This window comes from Daejeonella sp. JGW-45, assembly GCF_029360805.1.
Classification (GTDB): domain Bacteria; phylum Bacteroidota; class Bacteroidia; order Sphingobacteriales; family Sphingobacteriaceae; genus Daejeonella.
Window position 1 is genome coordinate 381,444 of record NZ_JARKNC010000008.1, and the last position, 13,216, is coordinate 394,659.

Genomic DNA, 13,216 nt, shown 5'->3' on the forward strand with positions numbered 1-13,216 from the left:
CCCCTTATTATTCAGGTTTCGAATAGAACTTCTCTACAGTGGCCTTAATTTTATCAAAGTCGTTGTCTTCCAGCATTTTCAACAATCGCTGTCCATCGTAAGAAATTTCAAATTTTTTAGGTTTCAGAGCTGAATTCGATATTTTCTGTAAAAATTCGGAACCATCATCATAGTATCCTGCCGGGGTTATGAAGCTTGCCGCAAAATGAGCCCCTTCCTGTATTTCTTTCTTAAAGTACTTTTGAGCAAAAGGAAGAGTTTTTCGGAAGAACCATCTTAACGTATTCTTTGTGTTAGTATCACCAAGTGCAATGTGTGCGTGCGACGAATAGCCTTTTAATTCCACAATTACTATTTCCTTGGGGTTGGAGGACTTGATAATATAATCATATTCATAATATTCCTTTTCTTCTCCCGAACGCTTCTCCGACAAAGTTTTGCCGTGAATAATTTCAGCATTAGGATAAAAAGTTTTCAAGACCGGATACAGTAGAAATTCAAAAAGTGTTCCTTTGAGGTCTTTTAAATTATCATCCTGACCCGCTGACTTCAAAGTTGATAAAATAGATGTTACTGTTTTTTGAATATCATCTTCATCCGGATCCATTCCGATTTGGATTTCACTGAATTTCGTTATTACCTCATGGATTCTGGTGCCGAAAATAGATGAAATATTAAATGCCAGGAAACCTAGCTTACTCAATGAATTAATGATCAATTCCGACGCATCCCTATAAATTACAATCGGCAACACCTTTCTGACAGTCGTTTTGACTGAATTAATAACGATTTGCACACGGTTGTAAAAGCCGTCTAAATCCACCTGTTCATAAGGCCTGTGTATAACGATATCGAGAGGAACGAATGTCTGCTTGTCTATTGTTGTCGCTTCAGCCCCTAGTGTTGGATTGATGCCAGTAGTTTTGGTATACGCCAGTGCGTCCCATACTAAGCTATTTTGTTCTGCTCCAATAGACGGTGTTTTTTTATTTCTATACAAAAATTGAATATTATCGATCAGATTACTCTTTCTCAACCAGCGTAAGATATCAGGAATAAACATACAATCAATGATCATTTTATTAAAATGGCCCGCCATTAATGCCGCCTCCTCAATATCTCCTAGCTCAACATTGGAGGTCTTCACGATAATGTACTTTACACCATTTTCATCATTCTTCTCATAAACAAATTCCATTTTCGAAAGGACATCTACCAACTGATTTAAAGTATTAACTTTCGAAGATGTAGGTTCTTCAGGCGCAGATGTAACTTTAAGCCCTTCGTAATAGGAGATTATACCATTATTAATATCCATCGCCATCATCAATCTATAGAGCGGAGGCCGGTTCTCCTTACATATCTGTTTAACCATTTGATAGGTTAAGACTGTACCAGGTTGTAAGTAGGCAAATTGCCCGTACCCAAAAGTTACCGGAGAAGATGATGTGATAAAGTTTTCAGCTACTGCTCTTTGAAGGATCTTGCGCGCATAATCATCCTTTACTGCAAATTCACTTTTTAACAACGTGACTAATTCTTTACCAACTAAAAAGCGTGACCTTTTAAGCAGATTGAGGATATACAATTCGTACTTGTTAGGAAGTTTTATTTTCGATAAATGTTCTTTTTGTCCCACTGCCCTTAATAATTTTATTTCTTCTATATTTAGCAAGCTCGAATTTTTTTTTGATTATTAAAATTGTTCTTATGTAAATATTTGATTATTAGAGCTTTAATTTTCTTAACATTTATTCATTTTCGAAAATAGTTAAAAAGTTTGTCCAGTGGGTTCTTAAGTTACACCACCTTACGCAACAAAAAGCTCGTTTCCGCGGGCTCCTAATCCTAAACTTTAATACCTTTTCCGGCTCCGCTTATTCTGCACCAGCGAATCTCCTTTCTGCTCGGCCTTATGTTTTCTGTCCAGCGAGGCCTTAGGCTTCCTGAGCTTGCGAAACGCTTTCCGACTTCTTAGCCTCCTTAATCGTGTCCCCCTTCACCGGATTCATCTTATGATCATTGATGTTCTATACTGCGGTGAGGGCGTCAATAAAGTACCGCGCCTCTTAGCCCTATCATGGAATTCAGTACCAGAGTGAATGTTTCCACCCCCAGCGAGCTCTGTCACCAATGGCATACTTCTCATTTGGCTTTGGTAGAGGCAAAAAAAACGAGCGCGGGCCTGGCGAAGCAAGACTTTGCGGCTGGAAAATACTATCCAAAGCAAAGCGGAGGTGTAGAGATTTTCTTGCCCCAAACCCGGAGGGCTCGGCCTTGCCTGCCGCAGCGGTTTACCTTTGCGAAACAAAGCCAAAATGAATGAAAAAAAATGTTGGTTTAGAGACGAGACTGCGCTTTGAATTCTCATCTCATTTCTTGCTCTTAATTCCGTTTAAGATGGTCATTGAAAAATCCGACTTCGGAGGATTTTTGCCATATGCAAGATTAGTTTGTGATACAAACGTACATCTTGCTGAAGCCGAAATTCGAGGCTTCTTCCCTAGGGCAAGATTCGTTTGTGCCACAAACGTACATCTTGCTGAAGCCGGAGAATCAGGGCTTCTTCACGAAAGGCAAGATTCATTTGTGTAGCAAATGTACATCTTGCTGAAGCCGAAAAACGTGGCTTCTTCCTGAGGGACAAGAGCACTTTGTCAGACAAACTTACATCTTGCTGACCATTCAAAATAGATGGTCTATCTTTGTTCATTTAGTATCAAAAAGAGTATTCTTACAATTGGTACATAGTTTGCTCCTATTTAAATTATTACATTTGTAATATTTGTAATAAATTGAGTGTGAAAAAATTGCAAAATATTTCCCAGATACTCCCGAAGCACCTTGTATGGGATATGGATATTGATACTCTTGATCTTAAGAAAGACAAGGATATTATTATCCCGCGGGCGCTCCTTGCCACAACTCCAGCTACTTTTTTGCATGACATAACAACTCTTGAACAGGTTTATACCAAAAGCCAAATTGTTAAAGAATTAAAGTCGACTAAAGAACGGATTAGTAACAAGGTATGCTTTCTTGTTTCTCAGCGATACCATGTTCCGGTATTTGCACGTTTCAAATGAGCTCTATTTCAGAAGCTTTAATTAACACTATTCAAGAACTTCAAGAACTATCTTCTCTTCGGCGTTTTAGTCTGGGTGGAGGAACAAATCTTGCTTTACGCTACAACCATCGTCAATCAATTGATATAGATCTATTTTGTCCCGAAATTATCGGGAAAGAAGGTTATAAACATATAGTAAAAGAAGTTAAAGACCTGTACGGTGAAAAGCTATTTGGTTGTGACTATCCTTGTGATGAAGATGATCAATTTATGTTCTGAGATTTTTTGTCCAGAAAGAGGAAACGGCAATAAAGGTCGAAGTCCTTCAAAACTTTAAAACACTTGAAGAGCCTGAGATTATAGATGGTATTCGTCTCTTAAGTGAAAAAGATATCGGATTATTCAAATTGATGAGTGCTTCAAACAGAGCAAGCAATAAGGATATCTATGATCTTGATTACTTAACTGAGAATATTCAGCTTAAAGACCTTATCACTTCTCTTAAGAAAAAGCAAGAAAGCTTTAAAGAAAAGATTGACATGACCATCTTTGATCTGGACGGCGAAGAAAGTCCAGTTAATTCGCCAGAATTACTTCTAAAATTTGACATGCGCTCGACACCAAAAACTGGCAGGCCATCGCACACTAATGATCGAATCGATATTATGCCAAATAATAAGAGTTGGTTATTGGCTAGAAGCAGTTGGAGAAAGAAAGTCAGGAGCTTGTATGAAATTATGGGACTTGAGTTTCCCTCTGCCCAGGGATTCGATATTGAATAAATACAACAGCAGCTATCTCCCCATTCTTTGAGAAGCAAAGATCTCACTTTCATTTCACCAGTAAAGAGCTTTCACGGCATAAATTCTCCTTCGTCCGATTTATTCCATGTTCTCTTGACAGGTTCATTCACTTAGAGGGTTGTGGCTTAACAAAGTAATGGGGTGGTGTATGAGTCTCGTTAAGAATTAAACTTCTCAAGTCTTTCCGGAGAGTTCGTGCAATTACAATTATATGTGTCCGTGTAATTACAATTAAACATGAGATACTGGTATTAGCACCTTATAATCAAGGAATATATCTGCATTTTGCATGAATTTTAAATAAGAAAACTTTCATGCTTTCGAACTAAAGGTTAGTTTTGTATTGTTTACGCAATGAAAAAGCTCGAAGAATTAAAGAAGCAACTTAAAAGAGGTCAGGTCTATCGACGGGATAGTTTACTTAAGTGGTCTAAATCAGTGGACCGGCATCTGGAAGCTCTGGTAGAAGATGGCACACTGGAGAAGCTATCTCAGGGATTGTACCATTATCCCAAATTAAGCGCCTTTGGGCAAACTCCGCCAGAAGACGATGTATTAATACGGAGCTTCCTTAAAGATAGCAGGTTCCTGCTTACTTCCTTAAGTAACTATAATAGCCTTGGAGTGGGCACTACACAGCTTTATAATGAGAGAATAGTGTACAACCATAAACGACATGGTGATTTTAAGTTGGGAAACAGAATGTATTCATTTCGGATAAAACCGCACTTTCCGGGTAAAATAACTATAGAATTTCTACTGGTAGACTTGGTAAATAATCTTGAGTTACTTGCTGAAGATCCAACGGAAGTCTTAAAGAATGTAGCTCTTAAACTGAACACCATGGATACAAAGAAATTGAAACGCCTTGTTTCCAGGTATGGAAACGCGAAGACGAAAAGAGTATTCGATCCAATAATGGAACACTAATTCAATCGGAACCTAGCAAATTATAAACAACTTAGAACCTATCGGCAATAAAGATAGGTACTACACTCTAAGCTTCTTTTTAAAGAAAATCATCTATCTTAGAATAAATTGACGCTATGGCTAGAAAGATCAGAAAGGATATAACTGTTGGAAGCTTAGAAAAAAAACTAAAGTTAGCTCCTGGATCTATAAAAAATATAGATGGGCGTGATGCCCGCAGTGATAAAAAGTTAGAAACCCTTCAGAAGGAAGCGATAAGAGCAATAAAAAAACCTGCAGCAAGAAAGGCAACTCCTAAGCCTGCGAATGCAAAAAGCTCTTTAGCAAAACGAACCTCCACTCCCAAAAGTGCTAAACCGTTGACTGCAGACCAAAAAACAGCAGCTCTAAGGAAAGTAAAACATAGCCCAAAGGCGACTCAGAGCATGGTGAAAAAAGTACAGACGGCAATTAAGAAAACAGGGAAGAAATAATGGCACAACCTGCTAATTACCTAAACAATGTTTTCATTAATTGTCCCTTTGATCCTCCTTACCATCCGATGTTTGAAGCGATCGTTTTTGCCATTCACGACTGCGGTTTTATAGCACGATGTGCAAGAGAGGAAGATGATGGTGGAGATGTTAGATTTCAGAAACTAATCCGCATTATTGACAATTGCAAATATGGCATACATGACCTTTCGAAAGCGGACCTTGACGCCGGTTCAGGACTCGCCAGATTTAACATGCCTTTAGAACTTGGACTTTTTATGGGGGCTCAACGCTATTCAACGAAAGGGCACCATAACAAAGACAAAAAGTTGTTAGTATTAGATCAGGAGAAATATCGTTACCAAGTCTTTATTTCTGACCTGGCTGGGACTGATATCTCCAGCCATGAGAATTCGATCGAGGTCTTAATAAACAAAGTCCGCGATTTTCTTTTCAATAACTCAAGACGTAAAAGCATCCCTAGTGGCACATACATCTATGATAGATTTAATACTTTTATTGCCGCTCTCCCGGATTACTGTGCAAATTTGCATTGGGATAGAAATAACCTTTCATTCATTGCTTATGCAATATGCGTAAGTGAATGGATGGAAATCAACCCAATTTAAGATATGAATATGTCCTATCAAATATTCGGGGACTTACCCCCTACAACCTTATCAACGGACGAGCTCAGAAAACTTATGGTTTCTGTGTTTGCAGCAAACCCAGGCAGCTATTATTTTACCAGTTTCATAAATCACCTTTCGTCAATTATAGTTAAGGAGGGAAATGGTTTTAATGCGGCGCCTAATACTACATATACAGGCACAGTATGCCAGACAGATCAAACGAGGATTTGTGAGATCATCTGGGATATGATTATTGATCGTCATCTTACGATTGGTGGGAATGGTCATTATGAATGGCCGAATTTCTCTGTCACTGAAAGAGGTAAAATATATTTTGCGAATGCTAATAAAAAATAACCAATTAAAATTCCACCCATATAATCATCAATGCTTATGGAAATAACGATCAGCAGATGGCGCTTAGAACCCAGAACTTCTGCAGATGTAAGAATATTGACCTTCTTATTTACCACCGATGCTCCTGAGGTACCGGAGCAAATTGCCAAGATAGTTTTAAGCGGATCTTTGATGACAGAACTCGGAGATTATTTAAATGAACAGTACGAGACAGAGGCTTTTGTTTTGCAACTAGCAAAATTAGCGGCAGCCCTGTTAAAAAGAGAGCTGGAAATAAACCCAGAGGCAATTTATAATCCAGATCTAAAATTCGGCTATATAACTGATAATTTTCCTTTTGGAGGGGTGGAAATCCCTGACATTGACACGCTACAGAACTGGAAATTTACCATTTAGTATGGTTTGATTCTTCTGAGCATTCATGTTTAAATATTGCTTACTTTTCAAAAACCTTCAGATCTTCATCAGACCAGACAGAAATATTAGCAAGCTTCCTTCTAACCTCTGAGATATTCTTTTTCTTTCCTGGTTCTATAATTACTCCAAGCTCTTTTAGGATCTGTTTTACCTGTGAGCTTTTTTCTTCCGGAATATCGATGGTTAACCTTTCCACATCTCAAATTTACGAATAGCTTGGGACAAACAACTACTCTGTAGATACGAAACAGAAGATTTCCAGACTAAGCAGTCATTTTACGGTGTCACCTACTGTGTCATTATTCTGCAGTCAGTCACGCCAACCTCTTCCTCAAGGCCGCCATATCCTCACTAATCTTCTTCTCCAGCACCTTAGCATAAATCTGAGTCGTTGCAATCTTGGTGTGCCCCAGCATCTTACTCACCGTCTCAATAGGTACCCCATTAGAAAGCGTAACCGTAGTCGCAAACGTATGTCTCGCCAAATGGAAGGTGATATTCTTTGTTATCCCGCATATAGAAGCGATTTCTTTCAGGTACGCATTAACCTTCTGATTGGAGATCACCGGAAAAACCGTGTTGGTTACTGCCGCTCTTGGGTTCCCTTTATACTTCTTTAAGATTTCTACTGCTTTGGGAAGAAGCGGCGTGTTAACCGGAATATCCGTTTTCTGCCGGCAGGTACGCACCCACATTTCTCCATCAGAAGCTTCTACAATATTATCATGCTTCAAATTGATAACATCCACATAAGTAAGGCCGGTATAACAACAGAATACAAAGAGATCCCGGATCATATCAATCCGGTCAATCTCAAAAACCTTGCTTTCCATAGTAGCCAGTTCCTTTTCCGACAGATGCTCCCGGTTTACTTTAAGGATTTTAAGTTTGTAATTGACAAATGGGTCTTTGGAAATCCATTCCAGTTGGATAGCCAGGTGAACCATTTTTTTCATGCGGATAATATGTTTCATTACCCCATTATTATTCATCGGCTTCTGGTGATCTAACGGCTTGTGATTCCGAAGGAATGTTTCAAAATCGTAAATGAATTTATAATCCAGTTCGTCGAGATATAAATCGGCAGATTTGAATTGCATTTGAATGAACTTAACCAGGTACCGCTGGGTTACGTAATAATGTTTAAGCGTGCTCCACTTCAGTGTACTGGCAGCGGTTTCGTTATGGTACTCAAAGAGACTGCTTAGGGTATGAACTTCTTCTGCCGTTCCCAAAAAAGCATCCTTGATGGCATCAGCATTAACAACTCTGCCCCTTAAACTTAGTTGCTGGTAGCAGGTGCCGATGGCCATCCGAACTTCATGCAAGTAGTAATTAATACTTTTAAATTCTTCCCGATTGCCCTTTAACGTCCCTTTGACGTTATCCCAGCTTTTAACTTCTACCAACTGTTTCAATGCGATATAACAGCGCTTCCTGTTAACCGTAACGCATGCATAAACTGGTGCTTTTCCATCTCTTACTTTATCAGCTCTGATAGTGAAATGGATTCCGAATGACTGTGATGTTCTCATAAAATTGCTTTTTTAGCTTAAATTCATACAATACATCCCGTTTTTTGGATCAATTACAGGTAACACAGAGGTAACACAAACAGCTTGAAAACAAGGCCATTTTAGTTAACTTTTTAGGCCGTAAATAAAAGACATTCAATTACTTACAGCGTTTTGTGTTACCTCAAAGGTAAAACTAAAAACAGGTAGTCGGATTGGTAACCAGAATGGTAGATTGATATGAATTGATATAGACTAAAAGAAAGCAAAAAACCCTGTAAATCAGACTGTTTACAGGGTTTTGAACTAGTATGAACTAGTGTTTCGTGCGCCCACCTGGGCTCGAACCTATTTCTATATTCTACTAAATACCAATAACTTACAAAGAGCACCAGATAGAAGGTATCTGGTTAGGTATCTGGCCTAAATGACAATACAAAGTTACGGGTAAAACGTCGCACAACAAAAAAATACGATCTTTATTTGTGATACCATTGGCGAACATCAAATCCTATAAATTACGGAAAAGACTTTCTTGTCGAAAATACTATGATTAACTCCAGAGGCCTATTATATCCGGCATTGCATAAATTTCATAGCGCCCTAAGCTGTTTAGAGAAATTCGAAAAAGGGACTAACTTTTTCGACAATATCGGTTACTTGGATAATTTTTTTTCAGAATACAGAAATATCACCTTTGTCCTGCAAAAATCATTAGCACATAGCGATTTCACCTCTACATATGAGAAATTGCGAGATCAACACCTCGTCAATAATGTGGGTAAATGGTTCATCGAAAAGCGTAACGAAGTACTTAAACAGCAACCATTTGATCTTGAAAAAAGGATTGTAATCAGTATTTATGCTGGCCAGGGTGCTGTAATTCTGCCCGAATTAGTCTTTACAATTGATAATGATGTAGAATTTTCGACGATTGTTGATTCCCTGAAGGCAACCCTTTTGGGTCTTAACCAATTGGAGGTGATGTTTTCGGCGGAGTTTTTCTTTTATGAGCATGGTCACGGTCAAGATCTCTATGATAATTTCATTTCCGGTATAGATCAAATGAAACTCTTTCTGTTAGACATGAAAAAGGCCATTAATGAGGAATGTAAATTGTCTGATGCACTCGAAAGCAAAATTGAAAAGATGACTTTTTACCATGTGCCTAAAGACATGCTTTTTGTGGATGACTACATGTTTTATACTAAGAAAAAACGCTTTGAAAAAGCTTCACGGATGGCTATGTGGGCTGGTCCACGTCAGTCTAGAGTTCCGATTGAAAACCTAAATAAATATTACCCTGACGGAGACGTATTCAACAAATTTGAAATTATGCATTTGATGTTTTTTCAATGGCAAAAAACATTATTACCGACTTGCCTAATTGTATATAGCAATGATACTTTTGAATTAAACAGCTTTGGGTTCTCGATCAAAACCACAGTTTACAGGAAGTTTAATGAGATTGCGAAACGCATTGAGTCCGATAATATAATAAGCGTCCTCTTCGTAACTGAAATGTATACTTATAACATACAGGACATAAAGAATCTAGACAGCCGTGAAAGGGTCAAACATGCAAAAAATGAGATATTAGCATTCTATATGATCGATAACCAATTAGGAATGAAATCTCATGGATTTGACACAAAACTAATCGATGATTTCAAATATATCGCTTCCGTAATGTTTGCAGAACCAAGTGAACCTGAATTACCACGATTTATGAATCCAGTTATAAAGGAATTTGCACGTTTGAGAGCCAAGTCTTAGCGAAGTCAAAATTGCAGATCTTCGGTCTAACGAATTTAGTCTGGGCGCAAAATCAATATCCTTTCCTAAGTCGATCCGCCAAATCACGTGGCAATAGGCTGTCCTCAATCGCCATTGCCGCCTTGCCTACGTCATATTCAAATCGTATAAATTCTACCCCTATCTCGGCTTCCTGCGGTGTTGGGATCGTTAATACAACATAACATCCGCGAGGGTCTCCATCTTTAGGCTTGCCTACCGAACCAATATTTATGACATGCCGTTTACCATTGTCAATTACCCGATAGTACGGCTTATGGGAGTGTCCGACACAGAGAATAGTTGCTTCGCCCATCAATTCCATAACATATTCTTCTGCCGTATCTTCCAGCACATATTCATCTACCTTCTGAGGACTTCCATGTGCTAATAGCACTTTACCAATTGATTTAAATTGCAGCTCGATAATAGCGGGTAGCGATAGCAAATAATCCCGGTTAGACCGTGTAACTAAAGTGTAGGCGTAATTCTTTTCATCGCATGCGTCCAGATCAGCCAGCTTCAAATCATGATTTCCTGCAAGTGTGGAAATGCCGCGTTTTCGTACCTCATCAATTATTTCGTTCGGCCAAATATGGTAGCCGATCAGATCACCAAGGCAATATACCGCGTCTGCCTTTCTTGCATCAAGGTCTGCGAGGAATGCCTCGAAAGCCGGTAAATTGGCATGTATGTCGGAAAATAGCGCAATCTTCATTGTGAAACAGGTTTGGAATAATACTTTTTTCGAAGCCAAAATGCTACGTTGACCAGGGCAATTAACGCAGGGACTTCTACTAGAGGACCGATCACACCCGCAAACGCCTGACCTGAATTGATCCCGAACACACCGATTGCTACAGCAATAGCCAACTCGAAGTTATTACCAGTGGCAGTGAATGCGATGGAAGCACTGCGCGAATAGTCTGCTCCAAACCCTTTCCCGATAAAGAAGCTGATCAGGAACATAAACGCGAAATAGATCACCAGCGGAATAGCGATTCGTACCACATCCATCGGGATCTGCACGATCAATTCGCCTTTCAGACTAAACATGATTACGATGGTAAACAACAAAGCAATAAGTGTGATTGGCGAGATCAGCGGAACGAACTTTGTTTGGAACCATTCAATACCTTTTAAACGGATCAAGCTATAGCGACTGATAATCCCTAATGCAAACGGTATTCCAAGGTAAATTCCCACGCTTTCGGCAATTTGCCCAATGCTGATATTTACTTCCAAGCCGTTCATTCCCAATAACGGTGGAATAACCGTGATAAACAGCCATGCATAGACGCTGTAAAGCAAAACCTGAAAAATGCTGTTTAAAGCAATCAAACCGGCGGCATACTCGCGGTTGCCTTCGGCCAATTCGTTCCAAACCACTACCATTGCGATACATCGGGCAAGACCGATGAGGATCAAGCCTACCATATAATCCGGGTAATCACGCAAAAACGTAACTGCAAGAATAAACATGATAATCGGACCAATTATCCAATTCAGGATGAGCGAGGCCGTCAAGACTTTGGTATCACTGAAAACCTCGCCCATGTTTTCATATTTTACTTTTGCCAGCGGTGGATACATCATCAGGATCAGACCGATTGCCAACGGAATGTTCGTTGTTCCACTTGAAAAAGAGTTTATAAAGCCAGAAGATGATGGAATAAGATACCCTATAGCAACACCGAGTGCCATTGCCAAAAAGATCCACAGGGTTAAATAGCGGTCGAGAAAACCGAGTTTCTTTCGCTCCACGACCGGAGCGCAGTTGGTAGCCGACATTCTGGTTAATCTTTTAGGTAAGTTTTTACGAAGTCTGCTGAATACACTTTGATCAGGTCGCGCACCCGCCTGAACTCGTTCATCACTTCCTCGTCTGTTCCATTCGCTTTTGCCGGATCAGGGAAGTTCTGATGGAAGCGTTTTACGTTTCCGGGAAAGAACGGACAAGCTTCGTTTGCGTTATCGCAAACGGTGATCACATAGTCGAAAGGGATATCAAGGTATTCATCTACGTGGTTGGACGTATGGGCCGAAATATCAATATGATCTTCAGCCATTATCTGGATCGCTTTAGGGTTCACACCATGTGTTTCTATGCCTGCGCTGTAAATTTTGACTTGATCCCCGGCAAAGTGCTGTAAATAACCATGTGCGATCTGGCTCCGGCAACTATTGCCAGTACAGAGTACTAAAATGTTCTTCATAATGGGTTTAAGGTTTTCTTCATCACGGTAGCCGATTGCGGACAAACGTGGCTAAATTCAGACGACTGCTGTACTTCTTCTGGCACTTCGTTCCTGGTGATTCTTAGATAAGCTCTACGATCGAAATATTCAGGCGCTGTTTCAGTAAGAAGGTAAATTTCTTTTAACCCCTTTGAACTGGCGTGACTCTCGATATTTCGGATTAACTGATCTGCAATTCCCTGACCACGAAATTCGGGGTGAACGACGAGTGAACGTAGCAGCGCGAAATCTCCATAGGTTTCAAGCCCTACCACACCGGCAAGCTGATCATTCGTTCTTGCGATCAGAAAGCTATTCAACATTTCCGGCAAATCCTCAACAGGTAGCTTTTGGGAAGCGAGCAGAGCAACTATACTTTCTCTATCTGATGCTTGTTCTATCTTCATAACAGATTAGCAGCAGCCTCCGCCGGGTGTGCAACAATCAGTGGCCACCGCCAGATTCTTCATTTCAACCTTTGGTTTTTCAGTTGGAGCGCAACATTCCTCGCCACTATTTGTGGTACCACAGCTTCCACCACGATTAATTGCTTTGCATTGTGTAAAATCAGGTTGAAGGTCCACAATCAGATTCTCGCCATTTATGCTAATCGTTCCGGGAAACATCTGGCGTGTGTCGAACTGGGAATTACCGAACTCAATCTTTACTGTGGCGGTTGGATTAAGCGGCAACGCCGTTTCCACGATTTCTACAATTGAAAGCGCTTTACGTACTTTCATTGCCCGCTCTTGTTGTTTTTCACCCGGTTCCCACAGTTGCACGATGATCTCCGTCCAGCTATTTTTAACGCCGCCGCAATCTACCGAAGTAATGGGTGCTTGTTTAATTTCGGTAATGTGGTACGATGCATCTACCCATTTATTTTCAGCGTACTGAAATTGGAGATCTAAATCAGGGTTTGCCACCAACTGTTCTTTGAAGGCTTTCCAGTTCATTGTTTGTGTAGTGTCCATAGCTTTATGATTGTAATA

Annotated in this window: 18 protein-coding genes; 10 read left to right on the top strand and 8 right to left on the bottom strand. The window is 39.9% G+C overall.

Translation table 11 applies throughout. The features are described from left to right. Positions 1 to 7 precede the first annotated feature (7 nt). Positions 8 to 1,675, bottom strand: a complete 1,668-nt coding sequence (locus P2W76_RS11135; RefSeq protein WP_276347909.1) for a hypothetical protein — start codon at positions 1,673 to 1,675, stop codon at positions 8 to 10. Between the two features lie 647 nt (positions 1,676 to 2,322). On the opposite strand from P2W76_RS11135, the gene P2W76_RS11140 reads away from it, so the two are divergent. From P2W76_RS11140 to P2W76_RS11180, 9 genes are all read left to right on the top strand, one after another. Further along, positions 2,323 to 2,595, top strand: a complete 273-nt coding sequence (locus tag P2W76_RS11140; RefSeq protein ID WP_276347910.1) for a hypothetical protein — start codon at positions 2,323 to 2,325, stop codon at positions 2,593 to 2,595. A 206-nt stretch (positions 2,596 to 2,801) separates the two neighbouring features. Further along, positions 2,802 to 3,086, top strand: coding sequence for a hypothetical protein (locus P2W76_RS11145; protein WP_276347911.1), 285 nt, complete (start codon positions 2,802 to 2,804; stop codon positions 3,084 to 3,086). Then, complete coding sequence (locus tag P2W76_RS11150) at positions 3,083 to 3,346, top strand: nucleotidyl transferase AbiEii/AbiGii toxin family protein (protein WP_276347912.1); 264 nt, start codon at positions 3,083 to 3,085, stop codon at positions 3,344 to 3,346. The genes P2W76_RS11145 and P2W76_RS11150 overlap by 4 nt, the downstream gene beginning before the upstream one ends. 131 nt (positions 3,347 to 3,477) lie before the next feature. Then, complete coding sequence (locus P2W76_RS11155) at positions 3,478 to 3,849, top strand: hypothetical protein (protein ID WP_276347913.1); 372 nt, start codon at positions 3,478 to 3,480, stop codon at positions 3,847 to 3,849. A 375-nt stretch (positions 3,850 to 4,224) separates the two neighbouring features. Next, positions 4,225 to 4,800, top strand: coding sequence for a DUF6088 family protein (locus P2W76_RS11160; protein WP_276347914.1), 576 nt, complete (start codon positions 4,225 to 4,227; stop codon positions 4,798 to 4,800). Positions 4,801 to 4,916: 116 nt separating this feature from the next. After that, a complete protein-coding gene (locus tag P2W76_RS11165) occupies positions 4,917 to 5,273 on the top strand; it encodes a hypothetical protein (RefSeq protein ID WP_276347915.1) in 357 nt (118 codons plus the stop codon). Next, positions 5,273 to 5,902: a hypothetical protein gene (locus tag P2W76_RS11170; protein WP_276347916.1), complete on the top strand. Its 630-nt coding sequence runs from the start codon at positions 5,273 to 5,275 to the stop codon at positions 5,900 to 5,902. The genes P2W76_RS11165 and P2W76_RS11170 overlap by 1 nt, the downstream gene beginning before the upstream one ends. Positions 5,903 to 5,911: 9 nt before the next feature. Next, positions 5,912 to 6,262 carry a hypothetical protein gene (locus tag P2W76_RS11175; RefSeq protein WP_276347917.1) on the top strand — a complete coding sequence of 117 codons (351 nt, stop codon included), beginning with the start codon at positions 5,912 to 5,914 and terminating at the stop codon, positions 6,260 to 6,262. A 36-nt stretch (positions 6,263 to 6,298) separates the two neighbouring features. Beyond that, complete coding sequence (locus tag P2W76_RS11180) at positions 6,299 to 6,658, top strand: hypothetical protein (RefSeq protein ID WP_276347918.1); 360 nt, start codon at positions 6,299 to 6,301, stop codon at positions 6,656 to 6,658. A gap of 40 nt (positions 6,659 to 6,698) precedes the next feature. On the opposite strand, the gene P2W76_RS11185 is transcribed toward P2W76_RS11180, so the two are convergent. Further along, positions 6,699 to 6,875, bottom strand: coding sequence for a hypothetical protein (locus tag P2W76_RS11185; RefSeq protein WP_276347919.1), 177 nt, complete (start codon positions 6,873 to 6,875; stop codon positions 6,699 to 6,701). A 118-nt stretch (positions 6,876 to 6,993) separates the two neighbouring features. Continuing rightward, positions 6,994 to 8,214 carry a site-specific integrase gene (locus P2W76_RS11190; RefSeq protein WP_276347920.1) on the bottom strand — a complete coding sequence of 407 codons (1,221 nt, stop codon included), beginning with the start codon at positions 8,212 to 8,214 and terminating at the stop codon, positions 6,994 to 6,996. A 528-nt stretch (positions 8,215 to 8,742) separates the two neighbouring features. On the opposite strand from P2W76_RS11190, the gene P2W76_RS11195 reads away from it, so the two are divergent. Further along, entirely contained in the window at positions 8,743 to 9,969 is a 1,227-nt protein-coding gene (locus P2W76_RS11195) for a hypothetical protein (protein ID WP_276347921.1), read from the top strand. A gap of 52 nt (positions 9,970 to 10,021) precedes the next feature. On the opposite strand, the gene P2W76_RS11200 is transcribed toward P2W76_RS11195, so the two are convergent. The 5 genes from P2W76_RS11200 to P2W76_RS11220 are packed head-to-tail and all read right to left on the bottom strand — an operon-like array spanning position 10,022 to position 13,180. Further along, on the bottom strand, positions 10,022 to 10,705 hold the full coding sequence (locus P2W76_RS11200) for a metallophosphoesterase family protein (protein WP_276347922.1): 684 nt from the start codon (positions 10,703 to 10,705) through the stop codon (positions 10,022 to 10,024). Beyond that, on the bottom strand, positions 10,702 to 11,778 hold the full coding sequence (gene arsB / locus P2W76_RS11205; protein ID WP_276347923.1) for an ACR3 family arsenite efflux transporter: 1,077 nt from the start codon (positions 11,776 to 11,778) through the stop codon (positions 10,702 to 10,704). Before arsB ends, P2W76_RS11200 begins: the two co-directional genes overlap by 4 nt. A gap of 5 nt (positions 11,779 to 11,783) precedes the next feature. Then, positions 11,784 to 12,203, bottom strand: coding sequence for an arsenate reductase ArsC (locus tag P2W76_RS11210; RefSeq protein ID WP_276347924.1), 420 nt, complete (start codon positions 12,201 to 12,203; stop codon positions 11,784 to 11,786). Further along, on the bottom strand, positions 12,200 to 12,631 hold the full coding sequence (gene arsN2 / locus P2W76_RS11215; RefSeq protein WP_276347925.1) for an arsenic resistance N-acetyltransferase ArsN2: 432 nt from the start codon (positions 12,629 to 12,631) through the stop codon (positions 12,200 to 12,202). Before arsN2 ends, P2W76_RS11210 begins: the two co-directional genes overlap by 4 nt. 6 nt (positions 12,632 to 12,637) lie before the next feature. Further along, on the bottom strand, positions 12,638 to 13,180 hold the full coding sequence (locus P2W76_RS11220) for a DUF6428 family protein (RefSeq protein WP_276347926.1): 543 nt from the start codon (positions 13,178 to 13,180) through the stop codon (positions 12,638 to 12,640). Positions 13,181 to 13,216 lie beyond the last annotated feature (36 nt).

Bases quoted from the DNA above. Each gene is read 5' to 3' on its own strand.
- P2W76_RS11140 (WP_276347910.1), top strand. From the start codon at position 2,323: ATGAAAAAAAATGTTGGTTTAGAGACGAGACTGCGCTTTGAATTCTCA.
- P2W76_RS11150 (WP_276347912.1), top strand. From the start codon at position 3,083: ATGAGCTCTATTTCAGAAGCTTTAATTAACACTATTCAAGAACTTCAA.
- P2W76_RS11155 (WP_276347913.1), top strand. From the start codon at position 3,478: ATGAGTGCTTCAAACAGAGCAAGCAATAAGGATATCTATGATCTTGAT.
- P2W76_RS11160 (WP_276347914.1), top strand. From the start codon at position 4,225: ATGAAAAAGCTCGAAGAATTAAAGAAGCAACTTAAAAGAGGTCAGGTC.
- P2W76_RS11165 (WP_276347915.1), top strand. From the start codon at position 4,917: ATGGCTAGAAAGATCAGAAAGGATATAACTGTTGGAAGCTTAGAAAAA.
- P2W76_RS11170 (WP_276347916.1), top strand. From the start codon at position 5,273: ATGGCACAACCTGCTAATTACCTAAACAATGTTTTCATTAATTGTCCC.
- P2W76_RS11175 (WP_276347917.1), top strand. From the start codon at position 5,912: ATGTCCTATCAAATATTCGGGGACTTACCCCCTACAACCTTATCAACG.
- P2W76_RS11180 (WP_276347918.1), top strand. From the start codon at position 6,299: ATGGAAATAACGATCAGCAGATGGCGCTTAGAACCCAGAACTTCTGCA.
- P2W76_RS11190 (WP_276347920.1), bottom strand. From the start codon at position 8,214: ATGAGAACATCACAGTCATTCGGAATCCATTTCACTATCAGAGCTGAT.
- P2W76_RS11195 (WP_276347921.1), top strand. From the start codon at position 8,743: ATGATTAACTCCAGAGGCCTATTATATCCGGCATTGCATAAATTTCAT.
- P2W76_RS11200 (WP_276347922.1), bottom strand. From the start codon at position 10,705: ATGAAGATTGCGCTATTTTCCGACATACATGCCAATTTACCGGCTTTC.
- arsB (WP_276347923.1), bottom strand. From the start codon at position 11,778: ATGTCGGCTACCAACTGCGCTCCGGTCGTGGAGCGAAAGAAACTCGGT.
- P2W76_RS11210 (WP_276347924.1), bottom strand. From the start codon at position 12,203: ATGAAGAACATTTTAGTACTCTGTACTGGCAATAGTTGCCGGAGCCAG.
- arsN2 (WP_276347925.1), bottom strand. From the start codon at position 12,631: ATGAAGATAGAACAAGCATCAGATAGAGAAAGTATAGTTGCTCTGCTC.
- P2W76_RS11220 (WP_276347926.1), bottom strand. From the start codon at position 13,180: ATGAACTGGAAAGCCTTCAAAGAACAGTTGGTGGCAAACCCTGATTTA.